This is a genomic window from Streptomyces hoynatensis, assembly GCF_003626535.1.
GTDB lineage: Bacteria > Actinomycetota > Actinomycetes > Streptomycetales > Streptomycetaceae > Streptomyces > Streptomyces hoynatensis.
This window is the reverse complement of the sequence record NZ_RBAL01000021.1, coordinates 56,298-77,671: the sequence shown is the minus strand read 5'-3', so window position 1 is coordinate 77,671 and position 21,374 is coordinate 56,298. Positions and strand designations below refer to the sequence as shown.

22 protein-coding genes are annotated in these 21,374 nt (G+C 73.1%); 4 read left to right on the top strand and 18 right to left on the bottom strand.

Going from position 1 to position 21,374, the window contains the following annotated elements; genetic code table 11:
* Nucleotides 1-4: 4 nt before the first annotated feature.
* From D7294_RS26405 to dut, 11 genes are all read right to left on the bottom strand, one after another.
* Nucleotides 5-754, bottom strand: a complete 750-nt coding sequence (locus tag D7294_RS26405; protein ID WP_241562636.1) for a DUF3159 domain-containing protein — start codon at nucleotides 752-754, stop codon at nucleotides 5-7.
* Between the two features lie 4 nt (nucleotides 755-758).
* Entirely contained in the window at nucleotides 759-1,163 is a 405-nt protein-coding gene (locus D7294_RS26400) for an OB-fold nucleic acid binding domain-containing protein (RefSeq protein ID WP_120684110.1), read from the bottom strand.
* Between the two features lie 30 nt (nucleotides 1,164-1,193).
* On the bottom strand, nucleotides 1,194-1,874 hold the full coding sequence (locus D7294_RS26395; protein WP_120684108.1) for a response regulator: 681 nt from the start codon (nucleotides 1,872-1,874) through the stop codon (nucleotides 1,194-1,196).
* A complete protein-coding gene (locus tag D7294_RS26390) occupies nucleotides 1,849-4,467 on the bottom strand; it encodes a sensor histidine kinase (RefSeq protein WP_120684106.1) in 2,619 nt (872 codons plus the stop codon). The genes D7294_RS26395 and D7294_RS26390 overlap by 26 nt, the downstream gene beginning before the upstream one ends.
* 175 nt (nucleotides 4,468-4,642) lie before the next feature.
* The gene (gene kdpC, locus D7294_RS26385) at nucleotides 4,643-5,251 is read right to left on the bottom strand and encodes a potassium-transporting ATPase subunit KdpC (RefSeq protein ID WP_120684186.1); all 609 of its coding nucleotides are present in this window, start codon (nucleotides 5,249-5,251) and stop codon (nucleotides 4,643-4,645) included.
* A gap of 5 nt (nucleotides 5,252-5,256) precedes the next feature.
* Complete coding sequence (kdpB, locus tag D7294_RS26380; RefSeq protein WP_120684104.1) at nucleotides 5,257-7,365, bottom strand: potassium-transporting ATPase subunit KdpB; 2,109 nt, start codon at nucleotides 7,363-7,365, stop codon at nucleotides 5,257-5,259.
* Nucleotides 7,362-9,026, bottom strand: coding sequence for a potassium-transporting ATPase subunit KdpA (gene kdpA / locus D7294_RS26375; protein WP_120684102.1), 1,665 nt, complete (start codon nucleotides 9,024-9,026; stop codon nucleotides 7,362-7,364). Before kdpA ends, kdpB begins: the two co-directional genes overlap by 4 nt.
* A gap of 9 nt (nucleotides 9,027-9,035) precedes the next feature.
* Nucleotides 9,036-9,125 carry a K(+)-transporting ATPase subunit F gene (gene kdpF, locus D7294_RS26370; RefSeq protein WP_120684099.1) on the bottom strand — a complete coding sequence of 30 codons (90 nt, stop codon included), beginning with the start codon at nucleotides 9,123-9,125 and terminating at the stop codon, nucleotides 9,036-9,038.
* A gap of 273 nt (nucleotides 9,126-9,398) precedes the next feature.
* Nucleotides 9,399-9,677, bottom strand: a complete 279-nt coding sequence (locus tag D7294_RS26365; protein WP_120684097.1) for a DUF6343 family protein — start codon at nucleotides 9,675-9,677, stop codon at nucleotides 9,399-9,401.
* Nucleotides 9,678-9,942: 265 nt separating this feature from the next.
* Complete coding sequence (locus tag D7294_RS26360; RefSeq protein ID WP_120684095.1) at nucleotides 9,943-10,719, bottom strand: DUF3710 domain-containing protein; 777 nt, start codon at nucleotides 10,717-10,719, stop codon at nucleotides 9,943-9,945.
* Nucleotide 10,720: 1 nt separating this feature from the next.
* Complete coding sequence (gene dut, locus D7294_RS26355; RefSeq protein ID WP_120684093.1) at nucleotides 10,721-11,233, bottom strand: dUTP diphosphatase; 513 nt, start codon at nucleotides 11,231-11,233, stop codon at nucleotides 10,721-10,723.
* Nucleotides 11,234-11,385: 152 nt separating this feature from the next.
* On the opposite strand from dut, the gene D7294_RS26350 reads away from it, so the two are divergent.
* The gene (locus D7294_RS26350; protein WP_120684091.1) at nucleotides 11,386-11,841 is read left to right on the top strand and encodes a DUF3093 domain-containing protein; all 456 of its coding nucleotides are present in this window, start codon (nucleotides 11,386-11,388) and stop codon (nucleotides 11,839-11,841) included.
* 20 nt (nucleotides 11,842-11,861) lie between these two features.
* On the opposite strand, the gene D7294_RS26345 is transcribed toward D7294_RS26350, so the two are convergent.
* The 3 genes from D7294_RS26345 to D7294_RS26335 form a co-directional block, all read right to left on the bottom strand.
* A complete protein-coding gene (locus tag D7294_RS26345) occupies nucleotides 11,862-12,161 on the bottom strand; it encodes a DUF4193 domain-containing protein (RefSeq protein ID WP_049571160.1) in 300 nt (99 codons plus the stop codon).
* Nucleotides 12,162-12,431: 270 nt separating this feature from the next.
* On the bottom strand, nucleotides 12,432-13,757 hold the full coding sequence (locus D7294_RS26340; RefSeq protein WP_120684088.1) for a sensor histidine kinase: 1,326 nt from the start codon (nucleotides 13,755-13,757) through the stop codon (nucleotides 12,432-12,434).
* Between the two features lie 3 nt (nucleotides 13,758-13,760).
* Complete coding sequence (locus D7294_RS26335) at nucleotides 13,761-14,414, bottom strand: response regulator transcription factor (RefSeq protein WP_120684086.1); 654 nt, start codon at nucleotides 14,412-14,414, stop codon at nucleotides 13,761-13,763.
* Between the two features lie 324 nt (nucleotides 14,415-14,738).
* On the opposite strand from D7294_RS26335, the gene D7294_RS32320 reads away from it, so the two are divergent.
* Entirely contained in the window at nucleotides 14,739-14,912 is a 174-nt protein-coding gene (locus D7294_RS32320) for a hypothetical protein (RefSeq protein ID WP_174248446.1), read from the top strand.
* Nucleotides 14,913-15,024: 112 nt separating this feature from the next.
* On the opposite strand, the gene D7294_RS26330 is transcribed toward D7294_RS32320, so the two are convergent.
* Together D7294_RS26330 and D7294_RS26325 are read right to left on the bottom strand one after the other, a co-directional pair.
* On the bottom strand, nucleotides 15,025-15,882 hold the full coding sequence (locus tag D7294_RS26330) for an inositol monophosphatase family protein (protein WP_422070743.1): 858 nt from the start codon (nucleotides 15,880-15,882) through the stop codon (nucleotides 15,025-15,027).
* 79 nt (nucleotides 15,883-15,961) lie between these two features.
* A complete protein-coding gene (locus tag D7294_RS26325; RefSeq protein ID WP_120684084.1) occupies nucleotides 15,962-17,089 on the bottom strand; it encodes a ferrochelatase in 1,128 nt (375 codons plus the stop codon).
* A gap of 612 nt (nucleotides 17,090-17,701) precedes the next feature.
* On the opposite strand from D7294_RS26325, the gene sepH reads away from it, so the two are divergent.
* Entirely contained in the window at nucleotides 17,702-18,730 is a 1,029-nt protein-coding gene (gene sepH / locus D7294_RS26320; RefSeq protein WP_120684082.1) for a septation protein SepH, read from the top strand.
* 73 nt (nucleotides 18,731-18,803) lie between these two features.
* Here sepH and D7294_RS26315 read toward each other — a convergent pair whose 3' ends face one another.
* A complete protein-coding gene (locus D7294_RS26315; protein WP_120684080.1) occupies nucleotides 18,804-19,643 on the bottom strand; it encodes a sulfurtransferase in 840 nt (279 codons plus the stop codon).
* Between the two features lie 116 nt (nucleotides 19,644-19,759).
* Here D7294_RS26315 and D7294_RS26310 point away from each other — a divergent pair, with 116 nt between their 5' ends.
* A complete protein-coding gene (locus D7294_RS26310; protein ID WP_120684078.1) occupies nucleotides 19,760-20,542 on the top strand; it encodes a VOC family protein in 783 nt (260 codons plus the stop codon).
* 160 nt (nucleotides 20,543-20,702) lie between these two features.
* Here the strand turns inward: D7294_RS26310 and D7294_RS26305 are convergent, their stop codons facing one another.
* Nucleotides 20,703-21,365, bottom strand: coding sequence for a thymidine kinase (locus tag D7294_RS26305; protein ID WP_120684076.1), 663 nt, complete (start codon nucleotides 21,363-21,365; stop codon nucleotides 20,703-20,705).
* Nucleotides 21,366-21,374 lie beyond the last annotated feature (9 nt).

Sequence of the window (21,374 nt, the reverse complement as noted above, 5' to 3'; positions counted from 1 at the left end):
CCTCTCAGCGCCCGTGCTCCGCCGCGGGTCCCGCGGTGCCGCGCTCCGGGGCCTCGCCGCGCTTGGCCGCCTCGCGCGCCGCCTCCCGCTCCTCCCACTCGGCGATCACGTCGATCGGCGCGGGGGCCTTCACGAGGATGATCCAGGTGAAGTAGACGGCCAGCAGGAAGGGCGGAATGCCCAGCGCGACCCGCAGCCAGCCGAGCTGGGTGGCGTCGCCCCAGAAGTAGATGGGGAAGGTGATGGCCGACTTGGCCAGGAGGATCCCGCCCCACACGTAGCTCGCCCTGGTGTAGGCGGCCTTCCTGCCGGGGTTGCGGGTGCGCCAGGAGAGGTTCTCCCGGAAGGCGGGGCCGAGCATCAGGCCCAGCAGGGGGACCCCGGCCGCCGCCGTCACCAGGTAGGCGACGGCCAGCCCGAGCGTGTAGAGCATGCCCGGCAAGTAGAAGTTCTTCGCGTCTCCGGAGATCATCGCGAAGAGGGCGCCGAAGCCGACGCCGAGGACCCCGCTCAGCGCGTGCTTGGCGGTGCCGCGCTGCACGAGGCGCGCCACGCCGAGCACGGCGGACAGGGCGAGGGCGGCGATGGCCGAGACGTTGATGGACCGGTTGATGGTGTAGCTGAGCACGAAGACGAGCCCGGGCACGGTGGTCTCCACCATGCCGCGCACGCCGCCGAACGCCTCGAAGAACGCCGCCCGCGTCGCGGCCTCGTCCGGGACCTGCGGTGCGGTCTGCCTGTCAGGTGAACTCACCTGGCTACTCCTGTCCACGAGGTTGCAGCTGGTATCGGGGGTTGAAGAGCACCGGCCTGCCGTGCGCCACGACGACCCGCCCTGAGGCGACGAGCGCGCGGCCGGGCTCTATGCCCGCTATGGCGCGCCTGCCCAGCCAGACCACGTCCAGAGTCGCCGAACCGTCGTCCAGCTCGGCCCGGAGCGCGGGCATGCCGGCCACCGTCCGTTCGCCGACGGAACGCAGCGTACCCGCCACCCGCACCACGGGGCGGCCGGCGGGGCCCTCGCCGCAGTCGCCGATGCGCGTGCAACCGGCGTCGGCGGGCTCCCTGGCCGCGGCGAAATCGCCGTCCATGCCGCCGTCGGAGACCGCCGCGAAACGCCTCAGCAGTCGCCAGACCTTACGGGGGCGGTCGTCCGCACTCATGGTTTCAGCGTAACGTGAGGGGGCCGTCCGTCAGCGTTCGAAGCGGTAGCCCATCCCCGGCTCGGTGATGAGATGACGCGGCGCCGAGGGGTCGGCCTCCAGTTTGCGCCGCAGTTGCGCCATGTAGACCCGCAGGTAGTTGGTCTCGGTGCCGTAGGCGGGGCCCCACACCTCCTGCAAGAGCTGCTTCTGGCTGACCAGGCGCCCGGCGTTGCGGATGAGCACTTCGAGCAGGTGCCACTCGGTGGGCGTGAGGCGCACGTCGCGGCCGTTTCTGTGGACCTTCTTGGCGGCCAGGTCGACCGAGAAGCTCCCGGCGTCCACCACCGCCTCGCCCTCGGTGCCGCCCGGCTCGGCGCGCCGGACCGCCGCCCTGAGCCTGGCCAGCAGCTCGTCCATGCCGAAGGGCTTGGTGACGTAGTCGTCGGCCCCGGCGTCCAGGGCCTCCACCTTCTCGTCCGAGGCGTGCCGGGCGGACAGGACGATGATGGGCACCCGCGTCCAGCCGCGGATGCCGGTGATCACGTCCACCCCGTCCATGTCGGGCAGCCCGAGGTCGAGAATGATCACGTCGGGATGGCGGTCGGCGGCCAGCCGCAGCGCGGAGGCGCCGTCGAGCGCCGTGTCCACCTCGTAGTCCCTGGCCTTGAGGTTGATCACGAGGGCGCGCAGAATCTGCGGCTCGTCATCGACCACGAGCACCCGGTGCATGTGCCGCCTTTCTTTCGGTGATGGCTGGTTCCTGGGCCGCCGCGGCTTCGCCGCCCTCCCCGGCGGGCGCGTCCTGCGCGCCGGCGGCGGTGGGCAGGGTGAGGACCATGGTCAGCCCGCCGCCCGGGGTGTCCTCGGCGTCGAGGGTGCCGCGCATGGCCTCGGCGAACCCGCGGGCGACCGCGAGCCCGAGGCCCACCCCGTCGCCCCGCGGGGTGTCCCCGAAGCGCTGGAAGGGCTCGAAGATCCGGTCCTTCTCGCTGTCGGGCACCCCGCGGCCCCGGTCGACCACCCTGAGCTCGACCCGGTTGCCCAGCGCGCTGGCCCGCACCTGCACCGGCGTGCCCGCCGGTCCGTACTTGACGGCGTTCTCGACGATGTTGGCGACGCTGCGCTCCAGCAGTCCCGGGTCGGCGGCCACGAAGGGCAGCGTCTCGGGGATGTCCAGCTCCACGCTGCCCTCGGGGATGCCGCCGAGCGCCCTGGGCACGACCTCGTCCAGGTCGATGGCCCGGATCAGCGGCTCCACGGTCCCGGTCTGCAGCCGGGACATGTCCAGCAGGTTGCCCACCAGCTGGTCGAGGCGGTCGGCCCCCTGCTCGATGCTCTCCAGCAGGTCGGCCTCGTCCTCCTCGGACCAGGCCACGTCGTCCGAGCGGAGGCTGGAGACGCTCGCCTTGATCGCGGCCAGCGGGGTGCGCAGGTCGTGCGAGACGGCGGCGAGCAGGGCGGTGCGGATGCGGTTGCCCTCGTCGAGCTTGTGGGCCCGCATCGCCTCGTTCTTCAGCCGCTGCCGGTCCAGCAGGGCCGCGGCGTGGGCGGCGAAGGCGGTGAGCACCCGCCGGTCCTCGGCGGGCAGGACCCGGCCGGAGAGGGCGAGCATCGTGTCCTCCCCGACCGGCACGTCCACGTCGGCGTCCTCGGGGGCGTTCAGCGGCGTGGCGTCCTCGCGCACCGCGACGCTGCCCACGCAGGACCAGGTGCGGCGCTCGCGGTCCCGCTCCAGCAGCGCGGCGCAGTCCATGCCGAAGGTCTCCCTGGCGCGTTCGAGCAGCGCACCCAGGGTGTCCTCGCCGCGCAGCACGCTGCCGGCCAGCAGGGTCAGGGTCTCCGACTCGGCGCGCAGCCTGGCGGCCTGCTGGGTGCGGCGGGCCGAGTGGTCGACGACCGAGGCCACGGCGACGGCGATGGCGAAGAAGACGACGATGGCCACGATGTTCGGGCCCTGGTCGATGGTCCACTGCTGGATCGGCTTGGCGAAGTAGTAGTTCAGCAGCATGGAGCCGACCGCCGCCGAGACCAGCCCCGGGTAGAGCCCGCCGGCCAGGGCGGCGATCACCGTGCAGGACAGGAAGAGCAGCACGTCGCTGGCGAACTCCGGGCCCTCGGCGGGCTCGGAGAGCACCGGGGTGAGGAGCACCGGGCCGAGCAGGCCGATCAGCCAGCCCGCGAGCAGGCGCGACCTGCCGAGCCTCGCCCCGCGGGCGGCGGGCAGGCCGCGGCCCTTGGCGACCTCGTCGTGGGTGACGATGTGCACGTCGATGTCGGAGCCGGACTCCCGGGCGACGGTGGCGCCGACGCCGGGCCCGAAGATGTACTGCCAGCTCTTGCGCCGGCTGGAGCCGAGCACGATCTGGTTGGCGTTGACGCCGCGGGCGAAGTCGAGCAGCGCGCTCGGTATGTCGTCGCCGATCACGTGGTGGAAGGTGCCGCCGAGCTGCTCGACGAGGGTGCGCTGGGCGGCGAGCTCGCGCGGGGAGGCGGAGGTGAGCCCGTCGGAGCGGGCGATGTAGACGGCGAGGATCTCGCTGCCCGAGGACTTGGCCGCCATCCTGGCGGCGCGGCGGATGAGGGTGGAGCCCTCGGGGCCGCCGGTGAGGCCGACGACGATGCGCTCGCGGGCGTGCCAGGTGGACCTGATGCCGTGCTCGGAGCGGTACTGCTGCAGGTAGGCGTCCACCCGGTCCGCCGTCCACAGCAGGGCCAGCTCCCGCAGCGCGGTGAGGTTGCCCGGCCGGAAGTAGTGGGACAGGGCGGCGTCGACGCGGTCGGGGGCGTAGATGTTTCCGTGCGCCATGCGCCGGCGCAGCGCCTCGGGGGCCATGTCGACCAGCTCGATCTGGTCCGCGCGCCGGACGATCTCGTCGGGCACCGTCTCGCGCTGGCGGACGCCGGTGATCGACTCCACGACGTCGCCGAGCGACTCCAGGTGCTGGATGTTCACGGTGGAGATGACGTCGATGCCCGCGTCGAGCAGCGCCTCGATGTCCTGCCAGCGCTTCTCCCTGGGGGCGCCGGGGACGTTGGTGTGGGCCAGCTCGTCGACCAGCGCGATCCGGGGCGCCCGGCGCAGCACCGCCTCGGTGTCCATCTCCTCGAAGACGCCGTCGCGGTAGGGCAGGCGCAGGCGTGGCACCTCCTCCAGGCCGTGCAGCAGCAGCCGGGTGCGGGGGCGGTCGTGGTGCTCGACGAGCGCGACGACGAGGTCCGCGCCGCGCTCCACGCGCCGGTGGGCCTCCGAGAGCATGGCGTAGGTCTTGCCGACGCCGGGGGCCGCTCCCAGGTAGATCCTCAGTTTGCCGCGGCGTGCCATGGGTCCATTCTCATCCGTGCTCCGGAACGCACCGGCCGGGGAGAAGCCGCACGACCGTCAGGGTTCCGTATGGATATTCGATTCACCGCCCAGTGTCCCGCTCGGGCGCACATACCGGAAACACCGGACACGGGCGGAGTCGCTCCCGTGCCCGGTGCGCCGGACGGATCTTGGCTCAGCGGGCGGCCAGCTCGCGCAGGTCGAGGTTGAGCCGCAGCACGTTGACCCGCTCGTCCCCGAATATGCCCAGGTCACGGCCCTGAGTGTGCTCCTCGACGAGGCGCCGCACGTCGCCCGTGGGCAGCCCGTTGGCGTGGGCGACGCGCGCGATCTGGAGTTCGGCGTACTCCGGGGAGATGTCCGGGTCGATGGCCGAGCCGGAGCCCGTCACCGCGTCCGGTGGCACCTCGGAGACGGGGACCCCGTTGAACGCCGCCACCTGCTCGCGCGCCGCCTCGACCGTGGCGACCAGCGTCGGGTCGCTCGCGCCGAGCTGGCCGGAGCCCGTGGCCAGCGGATCGTAGCCGCTGTTCGAGGGACGGGGCTGGAACCAGTGCGGGTCGGGCTCGCCGTCGGGGCCCGTCCAGCTCTGCCCGATCAGCGAGGAGCCGACGTCCCGGCCGTCGGCCCGCACGATCGAGCCGTTCGCCTGGTGGTGGAAGGCCGCCTGGGCGATGCCGGTGACCACGAGCGGATAGAGCACGCCGGTCACCAGGGTGAGCGCGAGCACCGCCCGCAGGCCCGCCCACAGGGGCCTGGCCAAGGTGCGTGGGTGGAAGGACATGTGGATCACCCGATGCCTGGGATGAGGGAGAGGAGCAGGTCGATCAGCTTGATGCCGAGGAAGGGGGCGACGAGGCCGCCGAGTCCGTAGCGGCCGAGGTTGCGGCGCAGCAGGCTGTCGGCGCCCAGCGGCCGGTAGGCCACGCCGCGCAGCGCGAGCGGCACCAGCGCGACGATGATCAGCGCGTTGAAGATCACCGCCGAGAGGATGGCCGACTCCGGCGAGGACAGGCCCATGATGTTGAGGTGGTCCAGGCCCGGGTAGGCCGCCGCGAACATCGCCGGGATGATCGCGAAGTACTTCGCGATGTCGTTGGCGATGGAGAAGGTGGTCAGCGCGCCGCGCGTGATCAGCAGCTGCTTGCCGATCTGCACGATGTCGATCAGCTTGGTGGGGTCGGAGTCGAGGTCCACCATGTTCCCGGCCTCCTTGGCGGCCGAGGTCCCGGTGTTCATCGCGACCCCGACGTCCGCCTGGGCCAGCGCGGGGGCGTCGTTGGTGCCGTCGCCGGTCATGGCGACCAGCCGGCCGCCCGCCTGTTCCCGCTTGATCAGCGCCATCTTGTCCTCGGGCGTGGCCTCGGCCAGGTAGTCGTCGACGCCCGCCTCCGCGGCGATGGCCTTGGCGGTCCTCGCGTTGTCGCCGGTGATCATGACGGTCCTGATGCCCATGGCGCGCAGCGCCTCGAACCGCTCGCGCAGCCCGTCCTTGACGACGTCCTTGAGGTGGACGACGCCGAGCACGCGGGCCGCGCCCGCCGCCTCGTCGTGGACGGCGACCAGCAGCGGCGTTCCGCCCTCGGCGCTGATCTCCTCGACGCCCGCGGCGGCCGCCTCCGGCACCCGGCCGCCGTGGGCGGTGACCCACCGGCCGATCGCGCTCGCCGCGCCCTTGCGGATGCGGCGGCCGCCGGTGTCCACCCCCGACATGCGGGTCTGGGCGGTGAACGGCACCCAGTCGGCATCCCGGAGTTCCGCGCGGTCGAGGGGGTGCAGCCCGTACCGCGTGGTGGCCAGGGCGGCGATCGAGCGGCCCTCGGGCGTCTCGTCGGCCAGGGAGGACAGCCGGGCGGCCTCCGCCAGTTCCTCGATGCCGACCCCGGGCAGCGGCAGGAAGGCGGCGGCCTGCCGGTTGCCGTGGGTGATGGTGCCGGTCTTGTCGAGCAGCAGCGTGGACACGTCTCCCGCGGCCTCCACGGCGCGGCCCGAGGTGGCCAGCACGTTGCGCTGGACCAGCCGGTCCATGCCGGCGATGCCGATCGCCGAGAGCAGGGCCCCGATGGTGGTCGGGATGAGGCAGACCAGCAGCGCGGTGAGCACCACGGCCGACTGCTCGGCCCCGGCGTACACGGCGAAGGGCTGCAGGGTCACCACCGCGAGCAGGAAGACGATCGTGAGGCTCGCCAGGAGGATGTTGAGGGCGATCTCGTTGGGGGTCTTCTGCCGGGAGGCGCCCTCCACCAGGGAGATCATCCGGTCCAGGAAGGTCTCGCCCGGCCTGGTGGTGATCCGGACGACGATCCGGTCGGAGAGCACCCGGGTGCCGCCGGTGACGGCGGAGCGGTCGCCGCCCGACTCCCTGATGACGGGGGCCGACTCGCCGGTGATCGCCGACTCGTCCACCGAGGCGACGCCCTCCACGACGTCCCCGTCCCCGGGTATGACGTCCCCGGCCTCGCAGACCACGCGGTCGCCGACGCGCAGCGCGGTGCCCGCCACCCGCTCCTCGCGCCCGTCGTCCCCGAGGCGCCGCGCGACGCTGTCGGTGCGGGCCCGGCGCAGCGAGTCGGCCTGCGCCCGGCCGCGGCCCTCGGCCACGGCCTCGGCCAGGTTGGCGAACAGGACGGTCAGCCACAGCCAGGCGGCGATCGTCCAGCCGAACCAGTCGCCTGGGTCGGCGACGGCGAGCACGGTGGTGAGCACCGAGCCGATCTCGACGACGAACATGACCGGCGAGGCGATCATGACCCGCGGGTCGAGCTTGCGGAACGCCTCGGGGAGCGAGACGGCCAGCAGGCGCGGGTCGAACCGGCCCGGCGCGACCTTCGCCCCGGCGCCGGCGCCGCCGCGCTCGCGGGGACCGGCCTTCGGGCGGACGGGGGTCGAGGTGGTCATACGGAGAGTCCTTCCGCGAGCGGGCCGAGGGACAGCGCCGGGAAGAACGTCAGCCCCGCGACGATGACGACGCAGGCCACGAGCAGCCCGCTGAACAGCGGACGGTGGGTGCGCAGGGTGCCGGCCGTGACCGGGACGCGGCGCTGCCGGGCGAGCGAGCCCGCCAGGGCGAGCACGAACACCATCGGCAGGAAGCGGCCGAGCAGCATGGCCAGGCCCAGGGTGGTGTTGAAGTAGGTGGTGTTCGCCCCGAAGCCGGCGAAGGCGCTGCCGTTGTTGTTGGCGGCCGAGGTGTAGGCGTAAAGCACCTCGGAGAAGCCGTGCGGGCCGATGTTGGTCATGGCCTCCTCGCCGTCGGGCAGGGCCATGGCCACGGCGGTGCCGATCAGCACGAGCGCCGGAGTGATCAGGATGTAGCAGGAGGCGAGCTTGATCTCGCGGGCACCGATCTTCTTGCCCAGGTACTCGGGGGTGCGGCCGACCATGAGGCCCGCGACGAAGACCGCGATCACCGCCATGATCAGCATCCCGTAGAGCCCGGAGCCGACGCCCCCCGGGGCGATCTCGCCCAGCGCCATGCCGAAGATCAGCACGCCGCCCGAGAGGCCCTGGAAGGAATCGTGGAAGGAGTTGACCGCGCCGGTCGAGGTCATGGTGGTGACCACCGAGAACATCGAGGACCCGCCGATCCCGAACCGCTGCTCCTTGCCCTCCATGCCGCCGCCCGCCAGCTGCGAGGCGGCGCCGGGGGCCTGGTGCTCGATCACGGTGACCGCGACGATCCCGGCCAGGCAGATGACGGCCATCGCCGCGACGATCGCGTACCCCTGCCGGACGCTGCCGACCATCCGGCCGAAGGTGCGGGGCAGCGAGAAGGGGATCACCAGGATCAGGAACATCTCCAGGTAGTTGGTGATCCCGTCCGGGTTCTCGAAGGGGTGGGCGGAGTTGGCGTTGTAGAAGCCGCCCCCGTTGGTGCCCAGTTCCTTGATCACCTCCTGGGAGGCGACGGGCCCGCCGGTGAGGCGCTGGGCGGCGCCGCCCAGGGTGTGGACCGTCTCGCCGCCCGAGAGGTTCTGGATGGCGCCGCGCGCCACCAGGACGAGCGCGAAGACGGTGGCGATCGGCAGCAGGATGCGCACCACGCCGCGCACCAGGTCGGACCAGAAGTTGCCGAGCTGCCCGCTGCGGAACCGGGCGAACCCGCGGACCAGGGCGATGGCCACGGCCATGCCGACGGCGGCGGAGACGAAGTTCTGCACCGCGAGGCCGGCCATCTGGACGAGGTGCCCCATCGCCGACTCGCCCGAGTACGACTGCCAGTTGGTGTTCGCCACGAAGGAGGCGGCGGTGTTGAACGCCTGGTCGGCCGGGATCGGCGCGAAGCCGAGGGAGAGCGGCAGGTGGTCCTGCAGGCGCTGGAGCAGGTAGAGCAGCAGCATGCCGGCCACGGAGAACGCCAGGACACCGCGGAGGTAGGCGGTCCAGCGCATCTCCGCGTCCGGGTCCGCGCCGATGGCGCGGTAGATCCACCGCTCGGCACGCAGGTGTTTCTTGGAGGTGTAGACGGCGGCCATGTAGTCGCCGAAGGGACGGTGCACCAGGACCAGGGCCACCACCAGGGCGGAGATCTGGAGCACGTCCAGGAAGACGGGGCTCATGGGCGTCGCTCAGAATCTCTCGGGGAACAGCAGGGCCAGGACCAGGTAGCCGAGCAGCGCCACCGCGACGCAGAGCCCGGCGAGGTTCTCCGCGCTCACAGCTTCGTCACCCCGTGAGCGGTGAGGGCCACCAGCGCGAAGGTCGCGAGCGTGGCCAGGACGAAGACCACATCGGCCATCGGGAACTCCTGAGCGGGTCGGTTGACAGTCACCCGCACAGGGAACCTCCGCCCACGGGCCGCGCGAACCCCCTTGACGGCACTCTGACGTGCGAAGACGCCCCGTTGACATGGCTCATACGAGGCCCGTACGCGCCCCGTACGGCGGCCGCGGGGCGGCCCGGGACGGGCGGGGGCGAGGCAGGCAGGGGCCTCAGGAGCGCTCGCGCCGCCTGCGGCGGAGGCGGCGGGCGACCACCACCAGATCGGTGAGCGCGATGAGCGTGAGCAGCCCGAAACCCACCGTGATCCACACCAGCTCGGCGGAGGTGGGGCGGTCGCCCGGATCGGAGAGGGCGGCCCAGATGGCGAACAGCACGGCGGCGGCTGCGAAGAGTGGGGTGAAGATCACCGAGAGCACCAGCCGCAGCCGCAGGGCGCTGAAGGCGGTGACCGGTTCGCTCCCGGTGCGCGCGTGGCGTCCCTTACCCATGGCGGTCTCCCCTCGGAGAACTGCCAGGTACCCCTTGGGGCGCTTCCGACACACGAGCGGCCCGCGAGCCGGACACGAGCGGCCCGCGAGGCCCGGGAGCGGTGGGGGAACGGCGCAGGCGGAGCCGTGCGCAGCCGTGGGGGATGCCGCAGAAGCGCGGGGACGGGGCGAAAGGGGGGCGAGAGGCGCCGGGGTCACGGCGCCCTCGGGCGCCCGGCGCGTGGGCCGGGCGCTTCGGACCGCCCGCGGGGCGGGCGGTCGCCTCTCAGCGGACCTCGGAGATCTCCGGTCCGCGCCGGAGCTTGTCCAGGCCACCGGCGAAGCGGGAGACCGGCGTGCCGTCCCCTCCCGCCTTCTCCTGCTTGACCCCGTCGGGCACCATCTGGGCGTCCTGCGGCAGCTTGAGGACGATCGGGTCCCTGGGGGCCATCGGGCCCTCGCCGCGCACGACGACGGTGTCCCGGAAGATCTGCTCCAGCAGCCCGGCCGCCTGCGGCTGCACCGCGCCCTGGCCGGAGATCACCCCGCGCAGGAACCAGCGGGGGCCGTCCACGCCGACGAACCTGACGACCTGGGTGCCGCGCTTCCCGTCGGGCAGCTGCACCGGGACCCTGGCCTGCAGCTCCCAGCCGAGCGGGCCCTCGACTTCGTTGGTCGTCCCGCCCTGCTGCGTGATGCCGGCGGCGATCTCCTCGCGGACCTCGCCCCAGATGCCCTCCCGCTTGGGGGCGGCGAAGGCCTGGAGCTGGATGGCGCTGTCCTTCAGCACGACGGTCGCGGCGACGATGGCGTCCCCCGCCACCTCGACGCGCAGTTCCATGCCCTGCACGCCGGGCACGAAGAGCCCACCGAGGTCCACCCGCCCGTCGGCGGGCTTGCCGACCTCGCTGACGTCCCAGGGGCCGTCGGGGCGGGGCGCGGGCTCGAGCTTGACCCGGCGGACCTCCGCCTCGTCGGGCTCCTCCTCGCCGGCCTCCTCGGCGGTGGCCTCGACCGCCTCGTCCGCTGGCTCTTCGTTCCGCTTGCGTCGACGTCCGAACACGTCATTGTCCTTTCCGGTCGGCGCCCCCGCCGGGACTGACCGCAGCATAGGGGGTCTGCACGCCAGGATGCCCGCCCGTGGAGCCGAAACCCCCCGTGGCCCGCGCCGATCCCGGCAGCTCGGCGACCTCGTGAAAACGCACCGTCTCTACCTGCTGGACGACGAGCTGCGCGATCCGGTCGAAACGCCGGAATCGCACGGTCTCCCTCGGGTCCAGATTGATCAGGATGACCTTGAGTTCTCCACGGTACCCGGCGTCGACGGTGCCCGGCGCGTTCACCATGGCCACCCCGCAGTGGATGGCCAGCCCCGAGCGCGGATGCACGAACGCGGCGTAGCCGTCGGGCAGCGCGATGGCGATCCCGGTGGGAAGCAGGGCGCGCTCCCCCGGCGCCAGCTCGGCGTCCCGGGTGGTGACGAGGTCCACGCCCGCGTCGCCGGGGTGCGCCCGGGACGGGAGGGGAACGGCCGGATCGATCCGCCGGATCAGCACGTCCACCGGCACTCCGCTCACAGCCTCTCCCCGTCCCTTTCCTGTTCGCTTCTCGTCCGCTTCGGCCACCCGCCAGACGCGGCACGGGCCGGAGAGGACCCGCGGCCGGGTGGCCACGTGCAGACCCTACCGCCGCGGGCGGGCCGCGGAGGCGCGCCTGCCATGCTTGACGTATGAAGGCGTACGACGAGCGACTGACGGTGCCCCGCTCCTGGTGGCTGATCACGCTGGCGGGGGTGCTGCTGCTCGCGGTCGCCCTGTTCCCGCTGGGCCCGATGGTGACCCTGTGCGGGGTCGTGATCGGCGGCACGGTGGCCGGGATCGCGCTGAGCGGCTACGGCTCGGCCCGGATCGTGGTGGCGGCCGGCTCGCTGCTCGCCGGGGAGGCCCGGATTCCGCTCAGCGCCCTGGGCGAGGCCCGGGCGCTCGACGCCGAGGAGGCGCGCGCCTTGCGCACCCATCGTGCGGATGCCCGGGCTCATATGCTGCTTCGCGCCTACATCCCGACGGCCGTGCGGGTCGAGGTGGTGGACCCGGAGGATCCGACGCCCTACCTCTACCTGTCGACCCGGCGGCCCGGCCGTCTGGCGGCGGCGCTCACCGCTGCCCGCCCGGACGCGGTCCAGTAGCACCGGCCCGGGCGGACACCTCACGCCGCGCAGTCGCGGCAGATCGGCTGGCCGTCCTTCTCCGAGGCGAGCTGCGACCTGTGGTGCACGAGGAAGCAGCTCATGCAGGTGAACTCGTCGGCCTGCCGTGGCAGCACCCGGACGGACAGCTCCTCGTTGGACAGATCGGCGCCGGGCAGCTCCAGGCCCTCGGCCTGCTCGAACTCGTCCACGTCGACGGTGGACGCCGACTTGTCGTTCCGCCTGGCCTTCAGCTCTTCGATGCTGTCCTCGTTGACGTCATCGTCGGTCTTGCGTGGAGTGTCGTAATCGGTTGCCATTTCGTTCTCCCCCTCCGGGTGTCTGCGGTATCTCCAGCGCGCGTAACGCGTGGGGGCCGGACTTTGTGCCCGACCCGAGGCCGAGATTTTGCCTCACATCAAGCGCTGTTACTCAATCGACACCCAACCGAACGCCTGAAGAGGTGATCATTGCGGCTGCCGATCGGGCCGCCGACCGCCCGAAAGGCCGGTCAGGGCCGCATCGCGCCCGCAGCGGCGAGCCCGCGTATGCGATTGATCACATCTCTTCTTTCCCGCCTTCGCAGGGTCTCAGACCGGTATGGCCACGCGCATGACGAGCCCTCCCTCGCGCCGGGGCTCCGCCGTGACGAAGCCGCCGTGGGCGCGTGCGACGGAGCGGACGATGGAGAGCCCGAGCCCGACCCCCTTGTCGCTGCCCGTGCGCTCGGTGCGCAACCGCCGGAAAGGCTCGAACATGTTATCGACCTCGTAGGCGGGCACCACCGGACCCGTATTCTCCACCACGAGCACCGCCTGCCCCGGCCGGGCCTCCGTGTCCACGCGCACCCAGCCGCGGGGCCCCACGTTGTACCGCACGGCGTTCTGCACGAGGTTCAGCGCGATGCGCTCCAGGAGGACGCCGTTCCCCAGGACGTGCACCGGCGGCCGGGAGCCGCGCAGCTCCACGCCGTGGGCCTGGGCCTCCCCGCGGACCTGCTCGACGGCCCTGGTGGCCACCTCGGCCAGGTCCACCGGCTTGCGGTCCACCAGCTCGTTCTCGCTGCGGGCGAGCAGCAGCAGCCCCTCCACGAGCTGCTCGCTGCGCTCGTTCGTGGCCAGCAGCGTCTTGCCCAGCTGCACGAGCTCGGGAGAGGCCCCGGGGTCGGACAGCTGCACCTCGAGGAGCGTCCTGTTGATCGCCAGGGGCGTGCGCAGCTCGTGCGAGGCATTGGCCACGAAGCGCTGCTGCGCGGTGAAGGCACGGTCGAGCCGGTCCAGCATCTCGTCGAAGGTGTCGGCCAGCTCCTTGAACTCGTCGTCCGGCCCGTCCAGCTCGATCCTGCGGTGCAGGTCGGACCCGGCCACCCGGCGGGCGGTGCGGGTGATCCGGCCGAGCGGGGAGAGCACCCGGCCCGCCATCACGTAGCCGAAGGCGAAGGCCGCCACGGCGAGGCCGAGCAGGGTGAGCAGGGAACTGCGCAGGAGCTGGTCGAGGGCGCGGGCGCGCTGGGTGTCCGAGCACTTCTCCGCCCAGTTGGTGAACTCCTCGCCGCTCACCACCTGACCCGAGACGCCGGAACACACATCGGAGTTGATCCGCAGCTGAGCGTCACGGTAGAACTCGAACGGAAGCTCGTTCCCCCGGTGGAGGGCGCGGGCGGCCAGCAGGTAGATGATCGTCAGCAGCACGACCCCGGCGACCAGGAACATCCCGCCGTACAGCAGGGTCAGCCGGATTCTGATCGTCGGCCGCAGCCAGCTGTGCGGCTGCTCCGCGTCCCGCGGGTCGTAGTGCGGCTTCGGGGGCGCCCCCGGCACCCCGGGCGGCGGCCGGTGGCCCGGCAGCGGCGGGGGGACCGCGGGGGACGGCGGCGAGGAAGGCGAGGGAGACGAGGGAGAGGGAGAGGCTGCCATGGCTCAGATCCGGTATCCCGCGCCGGGCACGGTGGTGATCACCGGCGGCTCCCCGAGCTTGCGCCTGAGCGTCATCACCGTGACCCGGACCACGTTCGTGAACGGGTCGGTGTTCTCGTCCCAGGCCTTCTCCAGCAGCTGCTCGGCGGAGACCACGACGCCGGCGCTGCGCATCAGCACCTCGAGCACCGCGAACTCCTTCGGCGCCAGGTGCACCTGCCGCTCGCCGCGGAAGACCTCCCTGCGGTTGGGGTCGAGCCGTATCCCCGAGCGCTCCAGCACCGGCGGCAGCGGGGCGGTGGCCCGCCTGCCGAGCGCCCTGACCCGGGCGATGAGCTCCCGGAAGGCGAAGGGCTTGGGCAGGTAGTCGTCGGCCCCGATCTCCAGGCCCTCGACGCGGTCGCTGACGTCTCCCGAGGCGGTCAGCATGAGCACCCTGGTCTCCTTGCCCAGCCGCACGATGTACCGGCACACGTCGTCGCCGTGCACCAGGGGAAGATCGCGGTCGAGGACGACGACGTCGTAGTCGTTCAGGTCGACGCGCTCGGTGGCCGCGGCGCCGTCGTAGACGACGTCCACGGCCATGGCCTCGCGGCGGAGGCCCGTGGCCACCGCGTCGGCGAGCAGTTGCTCGTCCTCGACGACGAGTACGCGCACGTCTTGTCCTTACTCTCGTGAGTGCCGTGACGGTCCTGGGCAGGTCGCCTGGATGGCCCTCCCCGCCTCCATCCTGCCTCGCCCCCGCATAAACGGCTGGTAAAGCGGCCGGTCCCGGGCCCCGGGCGCGGATTTTCTGATTTCTTCGGGGAGCCGGGTTTCCCGCTTCGCTTTGTCGGGGAGGACAAGGCACACACCCCACGACCACCCCGTGCCCGGGCGGCAAGCAACCCGCACGCTGCCGACCCGCGGTTTGGCTCGCCGTGGTCGTACCCACCCCCGGCATCCCCCGGTGCCGACCGATCGAAGACGAGGGGGCGCACCTTGGACGCGTTCACCGCTGGAATTCTGCAGCGCATTGCGAACACCGAGTCCGATCTGCACAACGCTCGTGAGGCCGGAGATGTGTTCGCGATGGACGTGGAGCAGGCCGAGCTGGACGACCTGCACCGGCTGGCCGCCGAGTACGGCGTGGAAGTCGGCTCACGTACCGCCTGAACCGTTCTGCCCGACACGCATCGTCGACAAGCGCCCCCGGGGTCACCGGGGGCGCTTCGGCGTTCGGGCCCCGGCAGGCCAGGGCCTGGGCGCGGCCGCCGGGCCGCGCCCCTCAGTCGTGCCAGGCGCCGAGCTCGTCGAGCAGCGGCTGGAGCACCTCGAAGACGCCGGGGCTTGCGGCCACGGCGAGCTCGCCGTCCGGGCGCGCGCCCACCCGCCCGCCGGTCAGCGCCCCGGCCTCCCTGGCGATGAGGTCTCCTGCGGCCAGGTCCCAGGGCGCAAGGCCCCGTTCGAAGAAGCCGTCGAGCCGTCCGCCGGCCACGTCGCACAGGTCGATGGCCGCGGAGCCCGAGCGCCTGATGTCCCGCACCCGGGGGATCAGCCGCTGGGCGAGGGCGGCCTGCGCGGTGCGGACCTCGAGGACGTAGTTGAAGCCGGTGCCGATCAGCGCCTGGTCCAGGGGCGGGGAGGGGCGCGGGCGCAGCGGGCTCGGCTCCCGCCCCGCGACCAGGCGCTGGGCGCCGCCCCCGGCGAAGGCCCGGTAGGTCTCGCCGCGCATCGGCGCCGCGACGACGCCTGCCACCGTCTCGCCGTGCCACTGCGCGGCGATCGACACCGCCCACTGAGGCAGTCCGTACAGGTAGTTCACGGTGCCGTCCAGCGGGTCGACGACCCACCGCACGCCGCTGGTGCCCCGGCTTTCGCCGCCCTCCTCGCCGAGGATGCCGTCGGCCGGGCGCCGCTCGGTGAGGAAGCCGGTGATCAGCTTCTCGGCGGCGAGGTCCATCTCGGTGACGACGTCGATCGGGCTGGACTTGGTGGCGGCGACGCCGAGGTCGGCCGGGCGGCCGTCGCGCAGCAGCCGCCCGGCGAGGCCGGCGGCCTCCTCGGCGAGCGCGAGGAGCTCGGCGACCAGCTCCGGGCCGGCGCCGGCTTCTTGCGGCGGTCCTTGGGACGGTCCTGCGGACACGGTGTGACGCTCCTTGGTCTCCGATCGGATCTCCGGTCGGGGTCTCGGGTCGGGGTCTCGGGCCGGGTGGCGGGCCGGGTCAGGCGAAGGGGCTGTCGGCGCCGGCCGCGGCGGGCTTGGCCACCCGGCCCTGGCAGCAGCCGGCCGGGCAGACGTCGTGGCTGGGCCCGAGGTCGCCGAGGGCGGCGCGGCCCGGCCGCTCGCCGCGCTCGGTGGCGGCCCGCTCCAGCACCAGGTCGCGCACCGCGGCGACGAACCGCGGGTCGGCGCCGACGGTGGCCGACCGCACGGCGGGCAGGCCGATCTCCTTGGCCGCCTCCATGGCCTCGGTGTCCAGGTCGAAGCGGACCTCCATGTGGTCCGAGACGAACCCGATCGGGATCATCACCACGGCGGAGGCGCCCTTGCCCGGCAGCCCGCGCAGGTGGTCCACGATGTCGGGCTCCAGCCACGGCACGTGCGGGGCGCCGCTGCGCGACTGGTAGACGAGCTCCCAGGGGTAGTCCACGCCGGTGGCCTCGCGCACCGCCCCGGCGACATACCCGGCGGCGTCCAGGTGCTGGGCCACGTAGGCGCCGCCTGGCCCGTGGGCCGGGGGCGGGCCGGAGACGTCGGCGGCCGCGTCCGGGATCGAGTGCGTGGTGAAGGCCAGGTGCGCGCCCCTGCGGACCTCCTCGGGCAGCTCGGCCAGGGCGGCGAGCACTCCCTCGGTCACCGTGGTGAGGAAGCCGGGGTGGTTGTAGTAGAGCCGCAGCTTGTCCACCCGGGGCAGCTCCCGCCCCTCCTCCTCGAGGGTGGCGAGCGCGGCGGCCAGGTCCTCGCGGTACTGGCGGCAGCCGGAGTAGGAGGCGTAGGCGCTGGTGACCAGGGCCAGAATCCGCCGCCTGCCGTCGGCCACCATCTCCCGGAGCGTGTCCGTCAGGTACGGCGCCCAGTTGCGGTTGCCCCAGTAGACCGGCAGGTCGAGGCCCTGGGCGGCGAAGTCGGCGCGCAGCGCGGCGAGCAGCGTGCGGTTCTGCTCGTTGATCGGGCTCACGCCGCCGAAGAGGTGGTAGTGGGCACCGACCTCGGCGAGACGCTCCTTCGGGATGCCACGCCCGCGGGTGACGTTCTCCAGGAAGGGCAGCACGTCGTCCGGGCCCTCGGGTCCGCCGAAGGAGAGCAGCAGCACAGCGTCATAGGGGTGGGCATTGGTCGCGCGATCCATGGCCACGATCCTGCCATCACCCGCTCCGCGGTCCCGCGGCACCTTCGGCGGGTCTGTCCGGCGGGCCCGGGACCGCCTCCGCGGGACGGCGGCGCCGGCCGCGCGGGCGGGGCGAGGCGGCGCGGGCCACGAGGCGCGGGCGTTCCGTGGGGCATCGGGCGGGAGCGTGGATTCTTTACCCGGAATTCCCCCGTCTGCCGCCATGTGCGCACATTCCACGCGAGGCACACGCAAGCCTCACGAGACGCGAGACAACATGCCGCAATATGCGGATTCTGTGCGACTTGCCGACCGGCGATCCACCTGCCTCGGGGCCCAACTCCCGTGCCCGCGAGCGAAACTCCCTGGCGCGGCGCCCCTCCCCCGTGGTCCTAATGGAGTAACCTGACGGCACCTGGCCTTGGCCCTGATCTGGCCCGTGTGCGGGAGCATCCCCGCGCCGGTCACCGCACGTGGCAAAGTGGTGACTGTGCCATAACGGCGGCTCAAGACCATGGCCCGACACGCCGGGCAAGTCGGCAAGGTTGTGGCAGGCTGCGCCCGGGCAAGTCACACTCGTCTAGCGGGAGCAGCGACGTACGTGACGTCGGCAGGCACCACCGGGAGGTCCTCGTGCCCGAACTGCGTGTCGTGGCCGTGAGCAATGACGGCACACGCCTGGTGCTCAAGGCTGCCGACAACACGGAATACACGCTGCCGATCGACGAGCGGCTGCGCGCGGCCGTGCGCAACGACCGGGCCCGTCTCGGCCAGATCGAGATCGAGGTGGAAAACCACCTCCGCCCGCGCGACATCCAGGCCCGGATACGAGCCGGCGCCACCGCGGAAGAGGTGGCCCAGTTCGCCGGGATTCCCGTGGACCGCGTGCGGCGCTTCGAGGGGCCCGTGCTGGCCGAGCGCGCCTTCATGGCGGAACGCGCCCGCAAGACGCCGCTGCGCCGCCCGGGCGAGTCGGCCGGCCCGCTGCTGGGCGAGGCCGTCGCGGACCGCCTGCTGCTGCGCGGCGCCGAGAAGGACGCGGTGCGCTGGGACTCCTGGCGCCGGGACGACGGCACCTGGGAGGTGCTGCTGGTCTACCGGGTGGCGGGCGAGACCCACTCGGCGAGCTGGACCTACGACCCGCCGCGCCGCCTGGTGCAGGCCGTGGACGACGAGGCGCGTGCCCTGCTCGGCGAGACCGACGACACGCCCGACCCGATCACGCCGTTCGTGCCGCGGATCGCCCGGCTGCCGCGGGAGAGCGAGCGGGAGCGCCCGGCGGCCCGTGCCTCGGCCGAGGTGCCCTCCGCGCGCGCGGAGAACGACACGGACTCGCTGACCAGCCTGCTGGAGGCGGTGCCGAGCTTCCGCGGGGACCTCGTGGTGCCCGAGCCCTCGGCCGCGTCCGGCCAGGGGGAGGGCGAGCAGGACGGGGACGAGCCGGCGGCCGAGGTGCCGCCGGGCCGCGGCCCCTCGGCGGCGAGCGCGGGTTCCACGTACGCGGACGTGCTGATGCCGCGTTCCGTGGGCGGCCACCGGGAGCGCCTGACGGGGAACACGGACCGTCAGGCCGAGGCGGACGGCGTGCGGCCGGGGCGCCGGGCGGCGGTGCCCAGCTGGGACGAGATCGTCTTCGGCACCCGCCGCAAGAAGAAGGAGTGACGGCCGCCCCGCCGGTCCCGCCGCGCCGGCGGGACCGGCGGCGGGGGACGGCTCGGGCGACGCGTGCGGCGGCTCAGCCGGGTTCCTGGCCCGTGGCCACGGGCCGTTCCGGATCGCTCACCCACTCGCTCCAGGACCCCGGGTAGAGGGCCGCCTCGATGCCGGCGACCGTCAGGGCCAGCACCTCCTGCGCGGCGGAGACGCCGGAGCCGCAGTAGACCCCCACCTCGGCGCCCGGCGTCACGCCGAGCGCGGCATACCGCTCGGCGAGTTCGACGGGGGGCCGCAACAAGCCGTTCTCGTCCAGGTTTTCCGTGGTCGGCGCGGAGATCGCGCCAGGGATGTGCCCCGCTACCGGGTCGATCGGCTCCACCTCGCCGCGGTACCGCTCCGCGGCCCGGGCGTCCAGCAGCACGCCGGTCCTGGCCACGCGGGCCGCGCCCGCCGCGTCCAGCACCGGGAGCGCGCCCGGGGCGGGCACGAAGTCGCCCTCGGGCGGCTCGGGTTCCTCGGTGGTGGTCTCGCCGGGCCAGGCCGCGAGCCCGCCGTCGAGGACCCGCACCCGCTGGTGGCCCGTCCAGCGCAGCAGCCACCAGGCGCGGGCCGCCGCCCAGCCCTGCCCGCCGTCGTAGACGACGACGGGCCGCCCGTGGGAGACCCCGGCGCGGCGCATGGCGGTGCCGAAGACGCCGAGGTCGGGCAGGGGATGCCGGCCGCCGCGGCCGGGCTCGGCGGCGAGTTCGGCGTCCAAGTCGACGAAGACGGCGCCGGGCAGGTGCCCCGCCTCGTAGGCGGGCCGGCCCGGCGGCCCGCCCAGCTGGTAGCGCACGTCGAGAAGCACGGGGCGCTCGGCGGCCGGTGCGCCAGGGGCGAGCGCCGACGCGAGTTCCGCGGCCGAGATCATTGCTGTCATGGCCTCATTGTCCCCACGTCCGGGGGAGACTTGTGCTGCCCTGCCTGGGCAGGAGCAACAGCATGAGTGACGTGATGGTCCTGACAGCCGAGAACGGCCGAGAAGAAGGGACGAGAATGACCGAAACGGCGAGTCCGCCCGGTTTGGGAACGCACCGCTGGCTGAGCCTCATGGTCCACGATCTGGACGCGAGCCGGCGGTTCTACGGTGAGCTGTTCGGATGGGAGTTTGACGAGGGGCCGTCGCAGCTCGGGGCGTACGTGCGGGCGTTGCGCGAGGGGCATCCCGTGGCCGGGCTCGGCGAGATCGCGCCGGGCGCGCCACGGCTGGTCGCGTGGCTGCCGTACATCGCCACGCCCGACGCCGACAGCACCGCGGCCCTGATCCGGGACTGCGGTGGGACGGTGGCCGTGGGCCCGCTGGACGTCGAGTCGGTCGGGCGGCTGGCGATCGCGGCCGACCCGAGCGGGGCGGCCTTCGGCCTGTGGCAGGGGCCGCCGCGGCGCCGGGGGTCCTTCCAGGCGCCCGTGGGCGCCCCCGACTGGAACGAGCTGATCACCGCGGACACTTCGCACGTGAGCAAGTTCTATTCCCTGGTCTTCGGCTACGAGCCGGTGCACGAGCCGGCGTTGCCCGAGGAGGCGGACTACCTGACCCTGCGGCTCGGGGGAAGGCCGGTCGCCGGGCTGCGCGGGGTGGGCGACGAACTGCCCCACGACCGCGGGGCGCACTGGCTGTCCTACTTCTCCGTGCCCGACGTCGAGGAGACGCTGGACCGGATCGTGGAGCTCGGCGGCCGGCGGCTGAGCGAACCCGAGGTCTCGCCGTTCGGGCGCTGGGCGAAGGCGGCCGACCCGGAGGGCGCGATCTTCGCGGTCATCAGGCCGGGCCGCCGCTAACCGGGCTGTGCACCTCCACCCCCCACTTTTGGCCCCACTCGCACCGTGCGCACCTCCCGCTTCCCCGCCCCTCCCCGCCGAAGGGAGGCGCGGGGAGGCGGTCTCCGCGGCCCGGCGAGGCCGCCCGCCCGCGACCGGGCCCGCGGCCCGGCGAGGCGGGCTACGTCGCCTGGTGCGGAATCGGGTCGGCGGGGAGCACCTCGGGCGACAACTGCCCCACTCCGGCCGCGGCCGCGGTCAGCCGCCTCCTGTGATGCCGGCGGCAGAGCACCTCGTACCCGATCTCCTGTCCGCCGCCGACGTCGCCGACCACCACCTGTGCGCCCTCCACGACCATCCGGCCGCCCACCGTGCGCGCGTTGTGCGTCGCGCGGGCCCCGCACCAGCACAGCGCCTCGACCTGGAGCACCTCGACCCGGTCGGCCAGCTCGATCAGCCGCTGCGAGCCGGGGAAGAGCCGGGTGCGGAAGTCGGTGGTGATGCCGAAGGCGAAGACGTCGATGCCCAGGTCGTCCACCACCCGGGCCAGCTGGTCGACCTGCTCGGCCGACAGGAACTGGGCCTCGTCCGCGATGACGTAGTCGGCCCGGCCCCCGGCGGTGAGGTACTTGACCAGGTGCGCGTGGAAGTCGAAGCCCTCGTCCGCCTCGATGGCGTCGGTGACGAGGCCGAGCCGGGAGGAGAGCCTGCCCTCCCCGGCTCGGTCGTTGCGCGTGAAGATGAGGCCGAGCAGACCGCGGGCCGAGCGATTGTGCTGGATCTGCAGGGCCAGCGTGCTCTTGCCGCAGTCCATCGTGCCGGCGAAGAAAGCGAGTTCAGCCAACGGAACAAG

Bases quoted from the DNA above. Each gene is read 5' to 3' on its own strand.
- D7294_RS26400 (WP_120684110.1), bottom strand. From the start codon at position 1,163: ATGAGTGCGGACGACCGCCCCCGTAAGGTCTGGCGACTGCTGAGGCGT.
- D7294_RS26350 (WP_120684091.1), top strand. From the start codon at position 11,386: ATGAAGGCGTACGACGAGCGACTGACGGTGCCCCGCTCCTGGTGGCTG.
- D7294_RS26345 (WP_049571160.1), bottom strand. From the start codon at position 12,161: ATGGCAACCGATTACGACACTCCACGCAAGACCGACGATGACGTCAAC.
- kdpB (WP_120684104.1), bottom strand. From the start codon at position 7,365: ATGACCACCTCGACCCCCGTCCGCCCGAAGGCCGGTCCCCGCGAGCGC.
- D7294_RS26390 (WP_120684106.1), bottom strand. From the start codon at position 4,467: ATGGCACGCCGCGGCAAACTGAGGATCTACCTGGGAGCGGCCCCCGGC.
- D7294_RS26340 (WP_120684088.1), bottom strand. From the start codon at position 13,757: ATGGCAGCCTCTCCCTCTCCCTCGTCTCCCTCGCCTTCCTCGCCGCCG.
- kdpC (WP_120684186.1), bottom strand. From the start codon at position 5,251: ATGTCCTTCCACCCACGCACCTTGGCCAGGCCCCTGTGGGCGGGCCTG.
- D7294_RS26395 (WP_120684108.1), bottom strand. From the start codon at position 1,874: ATGCACCGGGTGCTCGTGGTCGATGACGAGCCGCAGATTCTGCGCGCC.
- D7294_RS26315 (WP_120684080.1), bottom strand. From the start codon at position 19,643: ATGACAGCAATGATCTCGGCCGCGGAACTCGCGTCGGCGCTCGCCCCT.
- D7294_RS26365 (WP_120684097.1), bottom strand. From the start codon at position 9,677: ATGGGTAAGGGACGCCACGCGCGCACCGGGAGCGAACCGGTCACCGCC.
- D7294_RS26310 (WP_120684078.1), top strand. From the start codon at position 19,760: ATGACCGAAACGGCGAGTCCGCCCGGTTTGGGAACGCACCGCTGGCTG.
- D7294_RS26325 (WP_120684084.1), bottom strand. From the start codon at position 17,089: ATGGATCGCGCGACCAATGCCCACCCCTATGACGCTGTGCTGCTGCTC.
- kdpA (WP_120684102.1), bottom strand. From the start codon at position 9,026: ATGAGCCCCGTCTTCCTGGACGTGCTCCAGATCTCCGCCCTGGTGGTG.